The following is a 19,493-nucleotide window of genomic DNA, read 5'->3' on the forward strand; positions in this document are numbered from 1 at the left end:
GTGTCGGGCGGCGAGGGCGGAGCGTCGCGGTCCGCGCTGTCCCGCGACCGCGAGGACTCGGCGGGTGCGTGGGCGGGCTCTCGGCGGCGCGGGTCGGTGGGCGGAACCGCAGCGCCCCGCCCGGTGCGGACGGCCGCGTGGTCGGGATAGACCGCGACGCCGGCGCTCGCCTCCACCACCACGGTGAGACCGTCGAGTTCGACGGGGGCCTCGATGGCACGGACGACCTCGCGGGCGGCACGGTGCGCCGCGCCCACCGAGGCGACGGCGGGGAGCAGCACGCCGAACTCGTCCGCTCCCAGTCGTGCCGTCTCCGCGCCGGGCGGCGCCGCCCGCTCGACGCGTTCGGCGATCTCCAGCAGCAGCCTGTCGCCGGTGCCGTGCCCCAGGGTGTCGTTGACGGACCGGAAACGATCGAGGTCGATGAGGACGAGGGCGCACCGGCCGCCGCCGCTCTCCGCCCGGGCGAGGGCGTCCCGCGTCCGCTGGATCAGCCAGCGGCGGTTGGGCAGGCCCGTCAGCGGGTCCAGCAGGCGGTCGGCCGCCCGGGCACGCGCGGACCGCAGTGCCACGTCCAACGCCCCCAGGGCGGGGGCGAACAGCGGCAGGAGGACCGGCGCGTGGGTGGCGACGACGACGATCAGCGGGGCGGCGGCGAGCAGCGCGGCAGCGGCCTGCGCCGGGCGGGGCGGGCTCGCGGGGCTCCGGGTCGGCGGAAGACAGCGGGTGGTGAGGAACCCTCGGGCGAGGACGTGCGTGGCCCCGCCGACGACCAACGCGGGCAGCACGGTGCGCCACCACTGCTCCGGTGTCCACGGGCCTGCGCCGGGCGGCAGCAGCCCGGCAAGGGTGACGACGGCGGCGGCGCCGGCCAGGGCTGCGATCTCACAGGAGGCGCGTACCAGGGCCGGGCGTCTGCGGCCCCGACGGACGGCCGGGGCCAGCACGAGGGGCAGCGCCAGCAGGAGCGCGGCGAAAGGACCGTGGAGCAGCAGCCCGGCGAGGGCGAGGGGCGCCACCGCGCCGGTGGGGCGTGCCGTGCGGTGGCCCGGCAACAGGGACGGCACCGCGAGCGCGACCGAGAGGGCGAGCAGGCCCCATGCCGCCGCGCCGTGGGGCAGCCACGGCTGCCCGTGGACGAGGGTGTGGGCGAGTGCCGCGGTCAGGGCGGCGAGGGCGCCCGCCTGGACCAGGGCCCGTGGCGCCCGCCCCGGTGCCGAGGCGCCGGAGCGGACGCGGCCGACGGTTCTCCCGACGCGAGCCGACTCCATGCGGGCCTCCTTCGCGGCGTTCGGCGAGGCCGGGTGCCACCACCGGCCGGGTGGTGCCCGCCCACCGGACCGCCACCGGTGTGCTGCCGTTCGCGGCGAACGGCTTCTCCGCTATGGCATCCCCCACCAAGGGGCGGTTTCACACCGACCGTTCGAGTGGCCGCGACCGGGTTCACCTGCGACGGTGCGGGTGGGTCCGCCGGGCGGGAGGGGGTGACCGCCGCCCCCACGCGACGCGGGGGCGGCAGACGGGGCGTCAGTCGTCGTCGGCACCAGGTGCCTCGGGGCCATCAGGGGCCTTGTCGGCAGCGGGCGACGGCGGCTCCGCCGCGACCGGCGCCCCGGCGGCGTCGGCGGCCTCGGGCGCCGGGGCATCGGCGGCCTCCCCCGGGGCGGCCTCCCCGGGGACGGCCTCCTCCGGGGGCCGGTTGGTGGCGACCGCCCGCGCCGCCTCGGCTCCGTCCGCCAGCAGGACGTCGAACCCGGCGTCGTCGAGCACGGGCACCTTGAGCTGCACCGCCTTGTCGTACTTGGACCCGGGGTTCTCACCGACGACCACGAAGGCGGTCTTCTTCGACACCGAACCCGACACCTTGGCGCCGAGGTTCTGCAATGCCTCCTTGGCACCGTCGCGGGTGTACTCGGCGAGGGTGCCGGTGACGACCACGGTCATGCCCGCGAGCGGCCGGGGGCCCTCCTCCTCTGCGGCCTCGTCGGCCATGCGGACGCCGGCGGCACGCCAGCGATCGATGATCTCGCGGTGCCACTCCTCGGCGAACCACGCCTTGAGGGAGGCGGCGATGGTGGGCCCGACGCCCTCCGTGGCGGCGAGCTCCTCCTCGGACGCCGCCGCGATGCGGTCGATCGACCGGAACTCCCGCGCCAGCGCCTCGGCGGCGACCGGCCCGACGTGGCGGACGGAGAGCCCTGTCAGGATGCGGGCGAGCGGGCGTTCCTTCGCCGCCTGGATCGCCTCCAGCATGGCGACGGCGTTCTTCTTCGCCTCGCCCTTCTGATTGGCGAAGAAGTGGACGGTCTTCGGCTCGCCGGTCTCCGGGTCGCGCTTGGGCAGCCCGGTGTCCGGGTCCAGGACGTGGGAGCGGATCGGCAGCAGCTGCTCGATGCGCAGGTCGAAGAGGCCGCCCTCGTCCGAGAGCGGGGGTTCGGAGGGTTCCAGCGGCTGGGTCAGGGCGGTCGCCGCCACGTAACCGAAGTGATCGATGTCGAGCGCCCGGCGCCCCGCAAGGTAGTAGATCCGCTCACGCAGCTGCGCGGGGCAGGAGCGGGCGTTGGGGCACCGCTGGTCGATGTCCCCCTCCTTCATGGAGCGGAGCTCCATGCCGCACTCGGGGCAGTGCGTGGGCATCTCGAAGGCCCGCTCGGAGCCGTCCCGCAGGTCGGCCACCGGCCCGAGGATCTCGGGGATGACGTCGCCTGCCTTGCGCAGCGCCACCGTGTCCCCGATCAGGACGCCCTTGCGCTGCACCACCTCGCGGTTGTGGAGGGTCGCGAACTCCACCTCCGACCCGGCGACGGTCACGGGGGCGACCACGGCGTAGGGGGTGACCCGGCCGGTTCGGCCCACGCCCACGCGGATGTCGAGCAGCTTGGTGTTGACCTCCTCCGGCGGGTACTTCCAGGCGATCGCCCAGCGCGGGGCGCGGGAGGTCGAGCCCAGGCGCCCCTGGAGCGGCAGTTCGTCGACCTTGACCACGACGCCGTCGATCTCGTGCTCGACGGCCTGCCGGTTCTCGCCGTAGTAGGAGACGAAGGCGCGCACCTCGTCGAGGGTGGCGACGACGCGTGCCGCGGGAGACGTGGGCAGGCCCCAGGCGCGCAGCATGCGGTAGCCCTCGGAGAGGCTGCCCAGCGTCAGCCCGCTGTGGGCGCCGATGCCGTGGACCACCATTCGCAGCGAGCGGCCCGCGGTGACCTTGGGGTCCTTCTGCCGCAGTGAACCCGCCGCGGCGTTACGGGGGTTGGCGAACGGTTTCTCCCCCGCCTCCACCAACCCGGCGTTGAGCTCCTCGAACCGCTCCATCGGGAAGAAGACCTCGCCGCGCACCTCCAGCAACTCCGGGGGTTCCTCGCCCTCCAGGCGGTGCGGGATTCCGTCGATGGTGCGGGCGTTGGGGGTGATGTCCTCGCCGGTGCGGCCGTCGCCGCGGGTGGCGGCGCGGGTGAGGAGACCCCGCTCGTAGGTGAGGTTGACGGCGAGGCCGTCGATCTTCAGCTCGCAGAGGTACCGGTACGGGATACCGGCGAGTTCCTCGGCGACCCGGGCGGCCCAGGCGTCGAGCTCCTCATCGTCGAACGCGTTGTCCAGCGACAGCATGCGCTCGTGGTGCTCGACCGCCGTGAACTCGGTCTGGTAGGTGCCGGCGACCCGCTGGCTCGGGGAGTCGGGGGTCCGCAGGGCCGGGAACTCCTCCTCCAGCTCCTGGAGCCGGCGCATCAGCCGGTCGAACTCGGCGTCGCTGATGGTCAGCGTGCGGACGTAGTACCGGAAGCGGTGCTCCTCGATCCGCTCGGCGAGGCGGGCGTGCCGCTCGCGGGCCTCGGCGGGCAGCCCCTGCTCTTCCACCGTCTGGTCTCCCGTCACTCAGGGTTGTCGGCGAGGGATCGGGCCGCACGTGCACAGTGGGTGAGCGCCGCCCGGGCGTAGGCCGGGGAGGCGCCTGCGAGACCGCACGTCGGAGTGATCACCACGGACTCCGTGAGGAGTGCGGGCGACAGCCCCAACCTGCGCCAGAGCGACCTGACACCACTGACCGTACCGGCAGGGTCCGACAGTGCCGCGGGATCCGCGCCGTCGCCGGGCAGGACTCCGGCGAACAGGGTGACACCGTCCTCCACCGCCTCACCGATCGCGTCGTAGGCACGTTCGGTGACCAGCGACAGGTCGAACGAGAAGGCCGCAGCCCCGGAGCGCCGGAGCAGCGCGAACGGCACGTCGGGGGCGCAGGAGTGGATCACGGTGGGGCTGTCGCCGGCGGCGTCGACGAGGGAGCGCAGGGCGTCCTCGACGACGACCCGGTCCACCGCGCGGTAGGTGCGGTAGCCGCTCGCGGTGCGCACGTGGCCGCCCAGCACGGGGGTCAGGGCGGGTTCGTCGAGTTGCAGCACGAGGCGGGCCGCGGGCACACGCCGGCGGAGGTCGGCCAGGAGGTCGCGGACCCCGTCGGTGAGGGAGGCTGCGAGGTCGCGGCAGGCTCCGGGGTCCCCGAGCATCGCCTCGCCGTTGCGGCGCTGGAGGGCGGAGGCCAGGGTCCAGGGACCGGTGACGGCGACCTTCAGCCCCCCCTCGTATCCCTGGGTGTACTCCTCCGTCGCGTCGAGGTCCTCCCGCAGCCAGGCCGCCGCCCGGCGCGCGTCGCGCCCCGGGTGGTCGGCGATGCGCCAGCCGCTGGGTTCGACCTGGGCGTGCAGCTCGGTGAGGAGGCCGGCCGTGCGGCCGATCATGTCGGCACCGGGCCCGCGGGCGGGGAGTTCGGGCAGGAAGACCAGGGTCTCCAGTGCGCCGGCTGCGGTACGGGCAGCCTCGCGGGCGTCGGTTCCGGGGAGGGAACCGACTCCGGTGGCGGCGGCGGGGCCCCAGGGGCGGGCGTTGCGGAGGTCGGGCGCGATCTCAGTCACCCGCGAAGCGTATGCGGCTGGCGGGGCCTCGCCCCGCCGGAGGTGCCCGGCGGAAGCCGGACGCCGCACGGGGCGCGAGCGGGGGGGGCGCCATCGGCCCCGCTCGCGCGGGGCGGAACGCCGCACGGGGCGCCGCACGGGGCGCCGCACGGGGCGCCGCGCCGCGTACCGTGCGCGGCGCCCGCGCCCCGTCCGAAGAGGCGTCAGCCGGTGGGGCGCACCGTGAGGTCGGTGAGATGGGTGCCGTGCGGGAGGTCCAGCGCCGTCAGGACGGTGGCGGCGACCGACTCCGGGGTCATCCAGCGGGCCGCGTCGTACTCCTTGCCCTCCTGCTGGTGCACCTTGACCTGCATCGGCGTCGCGGTGCGGCCCGGGTAGACCGTGGTGACCCGCACGCCGTGCGGCTGCTCCTCGCCCCGTAGTGAGTCGGCGAGCGCCTTCAGGCCGTGCTTGCTGGCGGCGTAGGCGCCCCACTGCGGGTGGGCGTGCAGCCCCGCGCCGGAGTTGACGAAGACGACGTGGCCGCGGGAGAGCCGCAGCTGCGGCAGGAACAGCCGCGTGAGCTCGGCCGGGGCGACGAGGTTGACCGCGAGCTGGTGCTGCCAGGCGGCGGGGGTCAGCTCGCCGACGCCGCCGAGGTCCACCACTCCGGCGACGTGCAGCAGCGAGTCGATCCGGTCGGGAAGCTGCTGGTGGCCGAGCGCCCAGGAGAGCCTGACGGGATCGGACAGTTCACCGACCAGCGTCCTCGCCCCCGGGAACCGCGCGGCGAGCTCCTTGGCCCGGCCGGCGTCCCGTGCCCAGAGCCACAGGTCGTCGCCTCGCTCGGCGAGTCGTTCCGCGAGTGCCGCGCCGATGCCCGATCCGGCACCGGTGATCACATGAGTAGCCATGTCGCCATGATTCCGCACGGGGCCGTGCGTGGTAGAGAGGGGTGAGGGAGGCATGATGCGAATCGCGTTGAGTCAGTTGGTGTCGAGCACCGATCCGGAGCACAACCTCCGTGCGATCGCCGAGCAGGCGACGCGGGCGGCCGACGAGGGGGCCGAGGTGGTGGTGTACCCCGAAGCGGCGATGGCCCGTTTCGGTATTCCGCTCGGGCCCGTCGCACAGCCGTTGGACGGCCCCTGGGCCGACGGCGTGCGAGCCGTCGCGGAACGCACCGGGCTGCTGCTGGTGGCAGGCATGTTCACCCCCTCCCCCGACGGCAGGGTGAAGAACACGCTGCTGATCACGGGCCGCGGCGTGGACACCCACTACGACAAGCTGCACCTCTTCGACGCGTTCGGCTTCGCCGAGTCGGAGACGGTGGCGCCCGGCGACCGGGCCGTGACGGTGCCGGTCGGGGACACGACCGTGGGTGTGGCCACCTGCTACGACGTGCGTTTCCCGGAGTTGTTCCGTCAACTCGCCGAGGACGGTGCGCGCGTGGTGCTGCTGCCGGCCTCCTGGGGCGCGGGCCCGGGGAAGATCGAGCAGTGGGAGATCCTGGTGCGGGCGCGGGCGCTGGACAGCACCTGCTGGGTGGCGGCGTGCGGGCAGGGTGACCCGGCCTCGGTGGGGGTCACCCCGTCGGCCAAGGCGCCGACCGGGGTGGGACACAGCATGGTCGTGTCGCCGCTCGGCGAGGTGGTCGGCCGGCTCGGTGCCGAGCCCGGGCTGGTGACGGTGGAGGTCGACACGGAGAAGACGGTGGAAGAGGCACGGCACGCCGTACCCGTGCTGACCAACCGGCGCACCGACGTGCTGCCCGGCTGAGGCGGGGCGGACGCCGGGCGTTCGCCGCAGCAGCCGTTCGGGGGCGTGGCCCGGCGGGTGTCCGCCGGGCCGCGGCCCCGGGGGGGGGCTCAGTGACCTGCGGCGGCCTCGTCGGAAGCGCGTCGGGTCGCGGCGATGGTCGCCGACCCGACGACGCGCGTCCCGTCGTAGAGGACCACGGCCTGGCCGGGTGCGACGCCCCGTACCGGGGCGTCGAAGCTGACGCGCAGCTCCTCGCCCTCCGGTGCCGCGGTGACGGGTGTCTCGTCGCCGTGGGCCCGGAGCTGGGCCGTGTAGCGGGCGGGTCCCTGCGGCGGGGCTCCGCACCAGCGGGGCCTGATCGCCGTGAGGGAGCGGATGTCGAGCGATTCCGCCGGCCCCACCGTGACGGTGTTGTCGACCGGCGAGATGTCCAGGACGTAGCGCGGCTTGCCGTCGGGGGCGGGGCGGCCGACCCGCAGGCCCTTGCGCTGACCGACGGTGAACCCGTGGGCGCCCTGGTGGGTGCCGATGCGCTCGCCGTCCTCGTCGAGGATGTCGCCCTCGGCGGCACCGAGGCGGGCGGCGAGGAAGCCCTGGGTGTCGCCGTCCGCGATGAAGCAGATGTCGTGGCTGTCGGGCTTCTTCGCGACGGCCAGACCGCGGCGTTCGGCCTCGACGCGGATCTCCGCCTTGGTGGTGAGGGTGTCGCCGAGCGGGAACAGCGCGTGGGCGAGCTGTCGCGCGTCGAGAACGCCGAGGACGTAGGACTGGTCCTTCGCCTCGTCGGAGGCGCGGTGCATCTCACGCTCGCCGTCGGGCCGGGTGACGATCCTGGCGTAGTGGCCGGTGCAGACGGCGTCGAACCCGAGAGCGAGGGCGCGGTCGAGCAGTGCCGCGAACTTGATGCGTTCGTTGCAGCGCAGGCACGGGTTCGGGGTGCGGCCGGCGCGGTACTCGTCGACGAAGTCGTCGACGACGTCCTCGCGGAAGCGTTCCGCGAGGTCCCAGACGTAGAAGGGGATGCCGATGACGTCGGCGGCGCGGCGGGCGTCGCGGGAGTCCTCCAGCGTGCAGCAGCCCCTGGCCCCGGTCCGGAACGACTGGGGGTTGGCGGAGAGCGCCAGGTGGACGCCGGTGACGTCGTGGCCGGCCTCCGCGGCGCGGGCGGCTGCCACGGCGGAGTCCACCCCGCCGGACATCGCGGCGAGGACACGCAAACGAGGAGTGGCAGTCATAACGCGTTCCAGGGTACGGGCCCCGCGCGGGAAGCCGGGCGGCGGTGCGCACGGAGCGGGGGAGGCGAGCGAGGTCGGGCCGAGGGCCGGTGTCGGCGGGGCGGGGGAAGCACCGGTTCGGGGATCCGGGCCGGAGAGGCGGGGGGCGGAGCGCGGCGGCGGGCACCCCGCCGGTCAGCTGAGGCCGGCGCCCCGGGCCCGCTCCACGGCGGGCCCGATGGCGGCGGCGAGCGCCGCGACCTCCTCGCGCGTGGAGGTGTGGCCCAGGGAGAACCGCAGGGTGCCCCGCGCGAGGTCGACGTCCGCACCGACCGCCAACAGCACGTGGCTGGGCTGGGCGATGCCCGCGGTGCAGGCGGACCCGGTGGAGCAGGCGATGCCCTGGGCGTCGAGCAGCAGGAGCAGCGAGTCTCCCTCGCACCCGGGGAACGCGAAGTGGGCGTTCCCCGGGAGTCGGCCGCCGGGGCCCGGGTCGCCGTTGAGTACCGCGTCGGGGACGGCGCTGCGGACGGCCGTCACGAGGTCGTCGCGCAACGCGCCGATGTCACGTGCGAAGCCGGTGCGGCGGGCGGTCGCGGCCTCGGCGGCGACGGCGAAAGCGGCGACGGCCGGTACGTCGAGGGTGCCGGAGCGCACGTCGCGTTCCTGTCCGCCGCCGTGCAGCACGGGGGTGGGGCTCCACTCCCGGCCCAGCAGCAGCGCTCCGACGCCGTAGGGCCCGCCGATCTTGTGGCCGGAGACCGCCATGGAGGCGAGCCCCGACGCGGCGAAGTCCACCTCGATCTGGCCCACCGCCTGCACGGCGTCGGAATGGACCGGGACGCCGTGCTCGGCGGCGACCGCCGCGAGGTCGGCGATCGGCTGCACCGTGCCGATCTCGTTGTTGGCCCACATCACGGTGACCAGGGCGACGTCCTCTGGTTCCCGGGCGATCGCCTCGCGCAGCGTGTCGGGGTGGACCCGGCCGAACCGGTCGACGGCCAGCCATTCGACGCGGGCGCCCTCGTGGTCGCCGAGCCACTGGACCACGTCGAGCACGGCGTGGTGCTCGACCGGGCTGGCCAGCACGCGTACGCGGCGCGGGTCGGCGTCCCTGCGTGCCCAGTAGAGTCCTTTGACGGCGAGGTTGTCGGCCTCGGTGCCGCCTGAGGTCAGCACCACCTCACTGGGGCGGGCGCCCACGGCCGCGGCGAACTGTTCGCGCCCCTCCTCGACGGTGCGCCGGGCACGACGACCGGCGGCGTGCAGGGCGGATGCGTTGCCGGTGAGCGGCAGCTGGGCGGCCATCGCCGCGATGGCCTCGGGCAGCATCGGCGTGGTCGCGGCGTGGTCGAAGTACGGCATGGTGACGCCGATTCTACGAGCCCCGTGCCGGCGGGTGCAGGGCGCCCGAGTGGGTCGGGGAACCGTGAGGGGCGCGATGGCGTTGTTGGGGCCGAGGACCGGAGGAGCAATGGACAGGGAACCGGAGCGCGACGCCGCTCGGCCGCGGCACGACGGCGGGCCGGACGAGTCCGCCGCGGGCGACGGTGCGCCGCACGCGCCGGAGCCCGCCGGGGGCACGCCCACGGGCGGCGCCGCGGGACGGGATGCCCCGGGTCCCCGGCGCGCCCGCCGTGACGCGGAGCGGGAGAAGCGGCAGGGCGGGGTGAGCCGCCGCGCGCTCCTGACCGGTGCGGTGGTGCTCGGCGGCGCCGGGGCGTTCGGGTACAGCCGGCGTGACGAGCTGGAGCGCTGGTGGTGGCGGTACTCCGGTGCGGCGGCGCCCCGGGTCGAGGGGGAGGTCGACCATGTCGGCGCGGAGTGGATCCCGGCCTCCGGCGCCAACCTGCGGAGGGCGAGCAGGCCCCGCGACTTCGGGGTGGACCGCGTGGTGGTGCACATGCCCGAGGCGACCTACGACGTGACGCTCAAGGTCTTCCAGGACCCCTCGCACCGCGCGTCGACGCACTACGTGGTGCGGTCGGGGGACGGTCACGTCGCGCAGATGGTCCGGGAGCTCGACGTCGCCTACCACGCGGGAAACCGCGCCTTCAACGAGCGCTCCGTCGGCATCGAGCACGAGGGCTGGGCGGACCAGCCCGAGTACCTGACCGAGGCGATGTACATGTCCTCGGCGGTGCTGGTGGCAGGCATCTGTGCGCGGCACGGCATCCCCGTCGACCGCGACCACATCGTGGGACACCGGGAGGTTCCGGACGTCGTCCGGATCTGCCCCGGGTCGGCCTGGGAGTGGGACCGGTACATCGAGATGGTCCGGTCCGAACGCGACGCACTGGGCTGAGCAGGGTCGTCCCCGGCACGCCGGGGCCGGCCGGGGCGCCCGTCGTCCGGCGACGGAGCGGGGCGGGGCGGGCTGCCCGGGGCCGCTCAGCCTCCGGACTCGGCGACCAGTTCGGCGACGGTCTGCGCGCGGCGGAGCGGGGTGAACTCGACCGCGCCCCCAGGGCCGACGGTGAAGCCGTGGACAGCGGGGCGGAGCAGGCTGTTGTACCCGAACGGGTTCGAGGCGTAGTAGGCGCCGGTGTCGAGCAGCGCGGCGTGGTCCCCGGGGCGCAGCTCGGGCATCTCCCGGTCGCGGGCGACGAGGTCGCCGGCGAAGCAGCAGGGCCCCGCGATGTCCTGCCTCAGGGGCGCGGCGGTGAGCGGTGCGCCGTCGCCGTCGTACGCGGCGACACGCAGCGGCCACGAGTCGGGGGCGAACACGGTGCGCGTGGCGACCTGGGCTCCGGCGTGCGTGACGACGATCCGGCGCCCGCCCGCGTCCTTGGTGTACTCGACGCGGGCGAGGACGACCCCTGCCTTGGCCAGCACCGAGCGGCCGAATTCGGTGACGATCCGGTACTGCCCGCCGAACGCCTCGGGGGCGCGCTCGCCCAGCAGGTCGGCGAAGTCACGGTAGGCGGGGGTGACCTCGTCGGAGGCGAAGTTGACGGGGAGGCCGCCCCCGATGTCGAGCGTGTCGACCTGCGGGCGCCCGCCGGCAGCGACGGCTGCGTCGTTGATCTCCTCCGCCAGTTCGACGATGGTCGCGACGCCGGCGGCCATCCGGTCCAGCGGCATGCCCTGGGAGCCGACGTGGCAGTGGAGGGCGGTCAGCCACGGGCGTTCGGCGTAGGCGCGGAGCACCCAGTTCCGTGCGCCGGGGTCCTGGAGGGCGACGCCGAACTTGGACGTCGCGGTGGCGGTGCTCATGGCGTCGATGCTGCCGGCGCCGAGCTGCGGGTTGATCCGCAGTCCGACAGGGGCCCGGGGCGGTCGGGTGGCGACCGACGCGTCGAGCCGGGCCAGCTCCTGCGGGTTGTCGACGTTGATCGCGATACCGAGCCGCAGCGCCTCGCTCAGCTCCGCGGTGGTCTTGGCGGGCGAGTCGAGGACGGTCCGGTCGGCGGCCACGCCGGCGGCCCGGGCGAGGGCCAGCTCCCCGGGGCTGGCCACCTCGGCGCCCATGCCCAGGTCGTTGAGCAGCCGCAGGACGGGAACGAGCGACCCAGCCTTGACTGCGAAGGTGTGCAACGGCGGCCGGCTGGGGGCGCCGAGGCCGGCGAAGGCGTCGTGGAGCGCGTGGACGGTCTCGCGGACCGTCCGCAGGTCGAGCAGGGCGGTCAGCGGGTACGCGTCGTCGAGGAGGCCCTGCCGCACGGCGGCGGCGACGGCCAGGTCTCGGCGGGCGCGGAGTTGCGCGGCGGCTCCGCCGGAGGTCGCGGTCTCGTTCGGGTCTGCCATGGTCAGCAGCCAAGCACGTCCGCGCGGTGCGCGGGGAGAGGGAGCGCGGTGCGGGATGTCACGCGCCCGACCGGTTTCCGGCCCGCCACCTGCGGAGGCAAGCGGGCGGGAGCGGCGGACGCAGCGGGCTGCCGGCGCACCTCCGCGCGCCTGTCAGGTCGCGTCCGGGTCGGGCAGGTCGTACCCCTTGAATGGCGGAGTGCAGGAGGTACGCGTAGTGGCCGGTCACGGCGGACCGGCCGGCCGTATCCCTGTGGTGTCGTTCCGGTCTGCGTCGTCGGCGACCGGCCTCGAGTCGGCGTCGGCGGGGGTGACGGGTCCGCCCCGGTACGCCTCGTCGTGCGACCCCCCGGTCTGCCGGAGGTGTACCGCCGCGAACCGGGCCATCCACCGCGCGTCCTCGACCAGTGGCGAGACGACGACGTCGCAGCTGTGGTCGAAACGGAAGTGGTGGCGGACGCCGTCGAGGAGACGCGACTCGACACCGGCGTTGTGTCCGTCGTGGTCGGGCAGCGGTCCGGGGACGGCGGGACGGTCCTCGGGGATGCGGGCACCGTGGCCGCCGGGACCGAAACCGGGCCGTCGCCACCGCAACACGCAGTCGCAGTCGCAGTCGCAGTCGCAGTCGCAGTCGCGTGAAGGTACGGCGCCGCGGGCGCCTGCCGGTGCGGTGCGCGTTACGGAGCCGTTCCGCCCGTGGGCGGGGTCCGGTGGCCCTGCGCATCTCGCGCGACGCAGCCGACCGCGTGGACTCCGCGTCCTCGCAGGTCGGCCGCTGATGGCCGTCGACTCAGCCGACGTTCTCGGCCTGGAACATCCAGTGGTGCTTCTCCAGGTCGCCGGTCACCTGGATGAAGATGTCCTCGGTCACGCTGTCCACCTCGCCGGTGGCGTTCATGCGCTCGCGCATGCGGGCGACGACGGAGGACAGCGCCGCCACGAGGGTCGCGACGGCTTCGGTGTCACGCTGCCAGCCCTCGGCCGTGGTGGCGATGCCGGTGCCGGTCGCCACGGTGCCGACGCGGCCGTCCGGGGAGATCCCGAGGGCGGAGGCGCGTTCGGCGACGATGTCGGAGTAGTTGCGCGCGCTGTCCACCACCTCGTCCAACTGGAGGTGGATGGAGCGGAACCGCGGTCCCACGACGTTCCAGTGCGTCTGCTTGGCCACGAGGGAGAGGTCCACCAGGTCGACGAGGGCGCCCTGCAGCGCCTCCCCCACGACCTTGAGGGTTTCGTCGGGCAGTGTGCTCTTCACCGTGTACATAGATTGTCCACTTCCTGCCTGATCGGGGCTTTTCCCTCACGGTACTCCCGGGGGCAGGGCCGCGCCCTGCCGGAGAGCGGCGATCTGGGGACGTCGGAGCCGTAAGAGCCGCGGGGCCCGTGCCGGTTGGCGCCCCGCGGCCCCCGCCTGGACCTTGCGGACCGGCGCCCCGTGCGCCGACGGCTCGCCCCGTACGCCGACCATGGGGCCGTCCGGGGGCCGGGCGCCGGGTGACCGGCCCCCGGCGGGTCACCCGGCCGCGGGACGGGGCATGCGCGCAAGCTGGCGCGACTGGGCGACGAGGCGGTCGGCGGAGTCCCATACCTCGGCGTCCTCCTCCAGGAATCCGCCGGCGGGATTGCGGGTGGCCACAAGCACCCGGAGCGGACCGGGTTCGGGGCGCGCCCTGACATGGGTGGTCAGCTCCACGGTGGGGGTCCAGCCGATCGTGCCGAGATCGAAGGCGGCGGGCGGCATGGCGTCGCCCACGAGCAGCAGCGAGAGCGCGTCGTGCTCCCGCCCGTCGGCGAAGGCGAACCATCCGGCCATGCGGCCCCGCCCCGAGGGGCGGCCCAGAGCCCAGCCGGTCGAGTCGGGGTCCAGCCGCGACGCGAGGCGCTCCACGATCGGGATGTCGCCGAGCGCGCCGGGGCCCCCGGCGGCATCCATCGCGACGCACTGCTCGTAGGGAGCGACGTGCGGCGCCGTCGCGGTGGTCGCGACGTGCTGCGAGAGCGCGTCGAGGTCGCCGTAGGTGGCGGTCATGCGGACGCGCTCGACCTCGGCGCCGTGCTCGTCCGTCTGGAGCAGCGAGGCCGTCCCGGTGGAGAGCGTCCGCCCCGCGCGCAGCAGGGTGGTCCGCAGCACCGCGGGGCCGGGCGCAGGGGTGGAGAGGTAGTGGGCCGTGGCGGTGAACGGGTGCGGGTGGGGCAGCGTCAGAGCCAGGGCGCGCCCCAGGATCGCTTTGAGGTACCCGCCGTTGACGGCGCCGAGGATCGACCAGCCTCCGGAGATCACCGCGTCGAACTCGCCGTTGCCGCGTGGCGCGAGCGCGGTGTCGCGATCGAACTCGTGGTCGATGTCGGGGGCGGTGCGTGCTTCGTCTGCGGCGGGTCCCGCCGGGGGTGCGCTGTGAGCCATACGAGTGACGCTACCGCGCGAGGCTACCGACCGGTAGCAAGCCGGGTGCTCGGCGCGAGGAGCGGCCGGCCGACCCCCGGAGCCGCCACTGGCCTACGGCGCTGCGGGGCGCGAAGCGTCCCGGTCGTAGAACGGCAGCGAGGCAGAACGCAGCCAGAGCGCCACCGGGTCGTACGGGTCGCCCATGTCCACACCGGCGACGGTGACGCCCGGGGGGAGCAGCGGAAGCGCGCGGCGCAGCATCGGCGGCACGGACGGGGCGGCGTGCGCGGCCGACTCGTCCAGTTCGACACCCACGGCCAGGTGCGGCTCGCCGATGGCGGGGCGCACCCAGGCCCGCCACAGCCGCCGCAGCCCGGGAACGCGCGACGCCTCGGCTGTCAGCCGCCGGTAGAAGTCAGGCAGCGGAGCGGCGGGTTCCGCGAGGTGGAGGGGGCCGGCCGGGAGCCGGTCGAGCCCCTCCGCGACCCGCCGCAGGTCGAGCCAGGGAACTCCCATGCCACCGTCGGGTTCGTGCGCGTCGAGCCACAGACCGCACCGCTCGCGGTAGAGGGCCGCGGCGACGTCGCGTGAGGGCAGGACGAGGTGTGCCCGCCCCCAGCCGGCGGCGGCCAGGCGTTCCTCGGAGGTGAAGCCGGGCGCGTAGGCGTGACCGTCGACCTCGGTCAGACCGAACCGGGCGTCCTCGTCGTCGGGGGCGCCGTCCCACAGCGGCATGTGGACGTCCCTGCGGGACAGCGCGCCGAGCAGTTCCTCGTACGCCGCGAGGCGGTCGGGGCCGGTCACCCGGGAACGCAGCTCGGCCACGGTGGGGCCCGCGTTCATGCTGGGCACGCCTCCCTCGTCGTCCGTCGGGCGCGGCGCGAGCGGGGTGCGTCGGCGCCACGCCCATCCAAGCAGGGCTGTGGCCGGTCGGGACACCCCGCCGCGCCACCCCGTGGGACGGCGCGAGGTGGTGACGCGGGGCGCGAGGCACGGGGCCGTGTCCCGCCCCGTGCGCCTTCGGCATCAGTCCGGTTCGGAGCGGGGCGGGCGGGCGCGGGGGGGGCGCCGGACCGGGAGCGGAGAGCGCTACATTCCGTGGCCGCTGTCGGCCGCGTACTGGTCCTCACGCCGGTGGAACGGGCCGATGCAGGTGCGCAGCCAGTCGATCAACGGGTCCTCGGCGGCGTCCATCAGCACCAGCTGCACGGGCCACGGCACGGGATGCAGCGCCAGCGCGCGCCCGAGTGCCTGCTGGAGCTCCCCGTGGGTGCGGTGCTCGATGGCGTCGACCTCGACCCCCACGCACAGCGCCGGAGCGCCGCCCTCGGCGCTGATCAGCCCGCGCCGGGCGGTGCGGACGTACCCCAGTACGGCCAGTTCTCCCGCGACGGAGCCGAGGAAGTCCACCGGCTCCTCCTGCCAGTCGGGCTCGAAGAGCCTCATCCGGGCGCCGCGCGGGCCTCCCGTCGCGAGTCCGTCCAGTTCGACACGGCAGATCTCCGCGACGGCGGGGGCGGGCACCGGGGCACCGATCGTGCCGCCGGGGTTGACGACGATGCCGACCTGGGGCGGCAGACCGCGTGCGAACTCCCGCCCAGGGGCGACCGCGAACGACAGGTGGGAACCGGCCGCGGTGTGGAACTCGGCGACGGAGCTGAAGACGGGTACGTAGACGCCGCCCTGGATCTCCAGGGTGGGGAGGTCGAGGTCGGTGCTCTGCGGGCCCCCGCCCTCCGGCAGCGGAACCCACAGGGAGCTGCGCGCCAGTACCTCGATCAGCCGGGGTCCGGCGCCGGGGTCGCCGACCGCCGCCTGCAGCGCTTCCTCCAGCTCGTTGGCCGGCCAACTTCCGCCCCGTGCGGGCCCACTTCCGCTCATGAACGCTGACCCTAGTGCAGGGCTCCGCGACGTCGCGCCCGGCCCGGGGGCGGTGCGGCTCCGGAGGGCCGCACGGGGCGGGCGCACGGGGCTCCGTGCCGCACGGGGCGGCCCGGCGGCCCCTCCCGCCCCGGGGCGGCGGCGGGTCACCGGGGCCGCACGGACCCCGCGTGCGATGATGGGCCGACAATCACACACTGGCCGTTCGACCGCGCGCGGGAGAGTCCCCGGCACACGGGGCGCCGAAGGAGCAAGTCCTCCCTTGAATCTCTCAGGCCCACCTACCGCGTGTGGAAGGCAGATCTGAAAAGCGGGCCGTGCCGCACGGCCCCACCGACGGTGCAAGCCGCCCCCGGCACGGGGCCGGCGAACCTCTCAGGTGCCGATGACAGATGGGGAGGGCGCGCCCGCACGGGTGCGCCCCGCGCACCGTCACCGTCCACACCCCGGGAGCCAGCAGATGACCGTCCCCCCGTCCGCTCCGGACGCCTCCGCCACGCCCGCCGCCCCGCGCCGGACCGCGCTCGACGCCACCCACCGGGCGCTCGGTGCCGCCATGACCGACTTCGCCGGCTGGGACATGCCGCTGCGCTACGGGAGTGAACGCGAGGAGCACCGCGCGGTGCGGGAGGCGGCGGGGCTGTTCGACCTGTCGCACATGGGCGAGATCGCCGTCACCGGCTCCGCCGCCGGGGAGCTGCTGGACTTCGCGCTGGTCGGGCACCTCTCCGCCGTCAAGCCCGGCCGGGCGCGCTACACCATGATCTGCGATGTGGACGGGGGGATCATCGACGACCTGATCGTCTACCGCCTGTCCGAGAACGCGTACATGGTGGTCGCCAACGCAGCCAATGCCCAGGTGGTGCTGGACTCGCTGCGGGAAAGGCAGGACGGGTTCGACGCGGAGGTCCGCGACGACCGCGACGCCTACGCGCTGCTCGCCGTCCAGGGACCGGCCGCCGCGGGCATCCTCGCCCGGGTGACCGACGCGGACCTGGACGGTCTCAAGTACTACGCGGGACTGCCGGGGACGGTCGCCGGCGTCGAGGCGCTGATCGCCCGTACCGGTTACACCGGCGAGGACGGCTTCGAGCTGTTCGTCGCGCCCGGGGACGCGGCGGCGCTGTGGTCTGCGCTGACGGACGCCGGTGCCGAGGACGGTCTCGTGCCGTGCGGTCTCTCCTGCCGCGACACGCTTCGGCTGGAGGCCGGGATGCCGCTGTACGGCCACGAGCTGACGCGGGAGACGACCCCCTTCGACGCGGGGCTCGGGCGGGTCGTGAAGTTCGAGAAGTCCGGTGACTTCGTGGGCCGGCCCGCGCTGGAGACCGCCGCGCGGCGGGCGGAGGAGACGGCGCCGCGGGTGCTGGTCGGGCTGGTCGCCGAGGGGCGGCGGGTGCCGCGGGCCGGCTACCGCGTCGTGGACGCCGAGGGAACGGCGATCGGCACCGTCACCTCCGGAGCACCCTCCCCCACCCTCGGCCGGCCGATCGCGATGGCGTTCGTGGACGGGGCGTTCGCCGCGCCCGCCGGAGCCGAGGAGTCCGGCGTCGGGGTCGACATCCGTGGTGTCCGGGAGAGCTACCAGGTCGTTGCCCTACCGTTCTACAAGCGGGCGCGCTGATCCGTCCGTGTCACGCCGGTTCGGCCCGCCCGCGGGCACGCGCCGCGTCCACCTGCCAAGACCGCACGACCTCGCACCACCTCAACCCGGGAGAATCCACGCCATGAGCAACCCCCAGCAGCTGCGCTACAGCAAGGAGCACGAGTGGCTGTCGCCGGCCACCGACGGTGTCGCGACGGTCGGTATCACCGCGCACGCCGCTGACGCGCTGGGCGACGTGGTGTACGTCGAGCTGCCCGCCGTCGGTGCCGCGGTGACCGCCGGTGAGACCTGCGGCGAGCTGGAGTCGACCAAGTCCGTGAGCGACCTCTACTCCCCGGTGACGGGCGAGATCACCGAGGTCAACCAGGACGTCGTGGACGACCCCGCGCTGGTGAACTCCGCCCCGTTCGAGGGCGGCTGGCTGTTCAAGGTGCGGCTGGACTCGGAGCCGGCAGACCTGCTGTCGGCCGACGAGTACACCGAGTTCACCGCGGGCTGACCGGCTGTGGGGCACGGGGCCGTGCGGCTCCGTGCCCCGCGCGCCCGGCGGCCCGGCTCCGTCGCCACCGCGTCCCGTACCACTCCGCCCCGTCCGGTCGTGGCGTCCGCGCCCCGCGGACGCCCGGCCGCAGCCATCGGCACAGGAAGGCCAGGAAGGCCCCATGTCTCTTCTCAACAGTTCGCTCCACGAGGTGGACCCGGACGTCGCCGCAGCGGTCGACGCCGAGCTGCGCCGCCAGCAGTCCACGTTGGAGATGATCGCCTCCGAGAACTTCGCGCCGGTGGCGGCGCTGGAGGCGCAGGGTTCCGTGCTGACGAACAAGTACGCGGAGGGCTACCCGGGCCGCCGCTACTACGGCGGCTGCGAGCACGTCGACGTCATCGAGACCATCGCCCGGGACCGCGTGAAGGAGCTGTTCGGCGCCGAGGCGGCGAACGTGCAGCCCCATTCGGGTGCCTCCGCCAACGCCGCCGCCATGTTCGCGCTGATCAAGCCGGGCGACACCATCCTGGGCCTCGACCTGGCGCACGGTGGCCACCTCACCCACGGCATGAAGATCAACTTCTCCGGCAAGCTCTACAACGTGGTGCCGTACCACGTGGACGAGAAGACCGGCCTGGTCGACATGGAGGAGGTCGCCCGCCTCGCTCGCGAGCACCGCCCGCAGCTGGTGATCGCCGGCTGGTCGGCCTACCCGCGGCAGCTCGACTTCGCGGCGTTCCGCGAGATCGCGGACGAGGTCGGCGCACTGCTGATGGTGGACATGGCGCACTTCGCCGGCCTGGTCGCCGCCGGACTGCACCCCAACCCGGTGCCGTTCGCCGACGTGGTCACCACCACGACGCACAAGACCCTCGGCGGACCGCGCGGCGGCGTCATCCTCTCCAAGCAGGAGCTGGCAAAGAAGATCAACTCCGCCGTCTTCCCCGGTCAGCAGGGCGGGCCGCTGGAGCACGTCATCGCCGCGAAGGCCGTCTCCTTCAAGATCGCCGCGAGTGACGAGTTCCGCGACCGCCAGCAGCGCACCCTGGACGGGGCGCGGCTGCTCGCCGAGCGTCTGCTCCGCAGCGACGTGACCGAGCACGGTGTCTCGGTGCTGTCCGGCGGCACCGACGTCCACCTGGTCCTGGTCGACCTGCGGGACAGCGACCTGGACGGCCAGCAGGCCGAGGACCGGCTCCACGAGGTCGGCATCACTGTCAACCGGAACGCGGTCCCCAACGACCCGCGCCCGCCGATGGTGACCTCCGGTCTGCGGATCGGCACGCCGGCCCTGGCGACGCGCGGTTTCCAGGCGGACGACTTCCGCGAGGTCGCCGACATCATCGCCGAGGCGCTGAAGCCGTCGCCCGACACCGCGGCGCTCGCCGCGCGGGTCACGGCGCTCGCCGAGAAGTACCCGCTGTACCCGGGGCTGTGACCCCCGGCCGCCGCGCCCCGTCCAGGGTGCGCTGCTGGCGGTCGCGGAACTCGTCACTCGCGGCGATCTTGAAGGAGACGGCCTTCGCGG

Annotated in this window: 17 protein-coding genes and 2 riboswitches; of the genes, 5 read left to right on the forward strand and 12 right to left on the reverse strand. The window is 74.5% G+C overall.

Annotation, left to right across the window (positions count from 1 at the left end):
• From HCJ92_RS12685 to HCJ92_RS12700, 4 genes are all read right to left on the reverse strand, one after another.
• Positions 1-1,271, reverse strand: a 1,271-nt coding sequence (locus HCJ92_RS12685; RefSeq protein WP_167933658.1) for a diguanylate cyclase domain-containing protein, incomplete at its 3' end; no start/stop codon positions are given.
• Positions 1,272-1,527: 256 nt separating this feature from the next.
• Positions 1,528-3,855 (reverse strand): NAD-dependent DNA ligase LigA, encoded by a 2,328-nt coding sequence (gene ligA / locus HCJ92_RS12690; protein WP_420824703.1) that lies wholly within the window; start codon positions 3,853-3,855, stop codon positions 1,528-1,530.
• 14 nt (positions 3,856-3,869) lie between these two features.
• Entirely contained in the window at positions 3,870-4,907 is a 1,038-nt protein-coding gene (locus HCJ92_RS12695) for a methionine synthase (protein WP_338054148.1), read from the reverse strand.
• Between the two features lie 203 nt (positions 4,908-5,110).
• Positions 5,111-5,800 (reverse strand): SDR family oxidoreductase, encoded by a 690-nt coding sequence (locus HCJ92_RS12700; protein WP_167933660.1) that lies wholly within the window; start codon positions 5,798-5,800, stop codon positions 5,111-5,113.
• Between the two features lie 55 nt (positions 5,801-5,855).
• On the opposite strand from HCJ92_RS12700, the gene HCJ92_RS12705 reads away from it, so the two are divergent.
• Complete coding sequence (locus tag HCJ92_RS12705) at positions 5,856-6,665, forward strand: carbon-nitrogen hydrolase family protein (RefSeq protein WP_167933673.1); 810 nt, start codon at positions 5,856-5,858, stop codon at positions 6,663-6,665.
• A gap of 89 nt (positions 6,666-6,754) precedes the next feature.
• Here the strand turns inward: HCJ92_RS12705 and mnmA are convergent, their stop codons facing one another.
• Both mnmA and HCJ92_RS12715 read right to left on the reverse strand, forming a co-directional pair.
• Positions 6,755-7,882, reverse strand: a complete 1,128-nt coding sequence (gene mnmA, locus HCJ92_RS12710; protein WP_167933661.1) for a tRNA 2-thiouridine(34) synthase MnmA — start codon at positions 7,880-7,882, stop codon at positions 6,755-6,757.
• A 174-nt stretch (positions 7,883-8,056) separates the two neighbouring features.
• Positions 8,057-9,226, reverse strand: a complete 1,170-nt coding sequence (locus HCJ92_RS12715) for a cysteine desulfurase family protein (protein ID WP_167933662.1) — start codon at positions 9,224-9,226, stop codon at positions 8,057-8,059.
• A 109-nt stretch (positions 9,227-9,335) separates the two neighbouring features.
• Here HCJ92_RS12715 and HCJ92_RS12720 point away from each other — a divergent pair, with 109 nt between their 5' ends.
• Complete coding sequence (locus HCJ92_RS12720; protein WP_167933663.1) at positions 9,336-10,166, forward strand: N-acetylmuramoyl-L-alanine amidase; 831 nt, start codon at positions 9,336-9,338, stop codon at positions 10,164-10,166.
• Positions 10,167-10,252: 86 nt separating this feature from the next.
• On the opposite strand, the gene HCJ92_RS12725 is transcribed toward HCJ92_RS12720, so the two are convergent.
• The 6 genes from HCJ92_RS12725 to HCJ92_RS12750 all read right to left on the reverse strand — a co-directional run bounded on the left by HCJ92_RS12725 (position 10,253) and on the right by HCJ92_RS12750 (position 15,875).
• Positions 10,253-11,608 carry a type III PLP-dependent enzyme domain-containing protein gene (locus HCJ92_RS12725; RefSeq protein WP_167933664.1) on the reverse strand — a complete coding sequence of 452 codons (1,356 nt, stop codon included), beginning with the start codon at positions 11,606-11,608 and terminating at the stop codon, positions 10,253-10,255.
• Between the two features lie 225 nt (positions 11,609-11,833).
• The gene (locus HCJ92_RS12730) at positions 11,834-12,205 is read right to left on the reverse strand and encodes a hypothetical protein (RefSeq protein ID WP_167933665.1); all 372 of its coding nucleotides are present in this window, start codon (positions 12,203-12,205) and stop codon (positions 11,834-11,836) included.
• Positions 12,206-12,398: 193 nt separating this feature from the next.
• On the reverse strand, positions 12,399-12,872 hold the full coding sequence (locus tag HCJ92_RS12735) for a Dps family protein (RefSeq protein ID WP_167933666.1): 474 nt from the start codon (positions 12,870-12,872) through the stop codon (positions 12,399-12,401).
• Positions 12,873-13,121: 249 nt separating this feature from the next.
• Entirely contained in the window at positions 13,122-14,012 is an 891-nt protein-coding gene (locus tag HCJ92_RS12740) for a thioesterase family protein (RefSeq protein ID WP_167933667.1), read from the reverse strand.
• A gap of 93 nt (positions 14,013-14,105) precedes the next feature.
• On the reverse strand, positions 14,106-14,837 hold the full coding sequence (locus tag HCJ92_RS12745) for an enhanced serine sensitivity protein SseB C-terminal domain-containing protein (protein ID WP_167933674.1): 732 nt from the start codon (positions 14,835-14,837) through the stop codon (positions 14,106-14,108).
• A gap of 246 nt (positions 14,838-15,083) precedes the next feature.
• Entirely contained in the window at positions 15,084-15,875 is a 792-nt protein-coding gene (locus HCJ92_RS12750; protein ID WP_167933668.1) for an enhanced serine sensitivity protein SseB C-terminal domain-containing protein, read from the reverse strand.
• A gap of 206 nt (positions 15,876-16,081) precedes the next feature.
• Positions 16,082-16,172, forward strand: a riboswitch (glycine riboswitch).
• 4 nt (positions 16,173-16,176) lie between these two features.
• Positions 16,177-16,269: riboswitch (glycine riboswitch) on the forward strand.
• Between the two features lie 66 nt (positions 16,270-16,335).
• On the opposite strand from HCJ92_RS12750, the gene gcvT reads away from it, so the two are divergent.
• From gcvT to glyA, 3 genes are all read left to right on the forward strand, one after another.
• On the forward strand, positions 16,336-17,499 hold the full coding sequence (gene gcvT / locus HCJ92_RS12755; RefSeq protein ID WP_167933669.1) for a glycine cleavage system aminomethyltransferase GcvT: 1,164 nt from the start codon (positions 16,336-16,338) through the stop codon (positions 17,497-17,499).
• A 103-nt stretch (positions 17,500-17,602) separates the two neighbouring features.
• Positions 17,603-17,980, forward strand: a complete 378-nt coding sequence (gene gcvH, locus HCJ92_RS12760; protein WP_167933670.1) for a glycine cleavage system protein GcvH — start codon at positions 17,603-17,605, stop codon at positions 17,978-17,980.
• Between the two features lie 163 nt (positions 17,981-18,143).
• Positions 18,144-19,403, forward strand: a complete 1,260-nt coding sequence (gene glyA / locus HCJ92_RS12765; RefSeq protein WP_167933671.1) for a serine hydroxymethyltransferase — start codon at positions 18,144-18,146, stop codon at positions 19,401-19,403.
• The last annotated feature ends 90 nt before the right edge of the window (positions 19,404-19,493 follow it).

It is taken from the genome of Streptomyces spiramenti (genome assembly GCF_012034385.1).
Taxonomy (GTDB): domain Bacteria; phylum Actinomycetota; class Actinomycetes; order Streptomycetales; family Streptomycetaceae; genus Streptomyces; species Streptomyces spiramenti.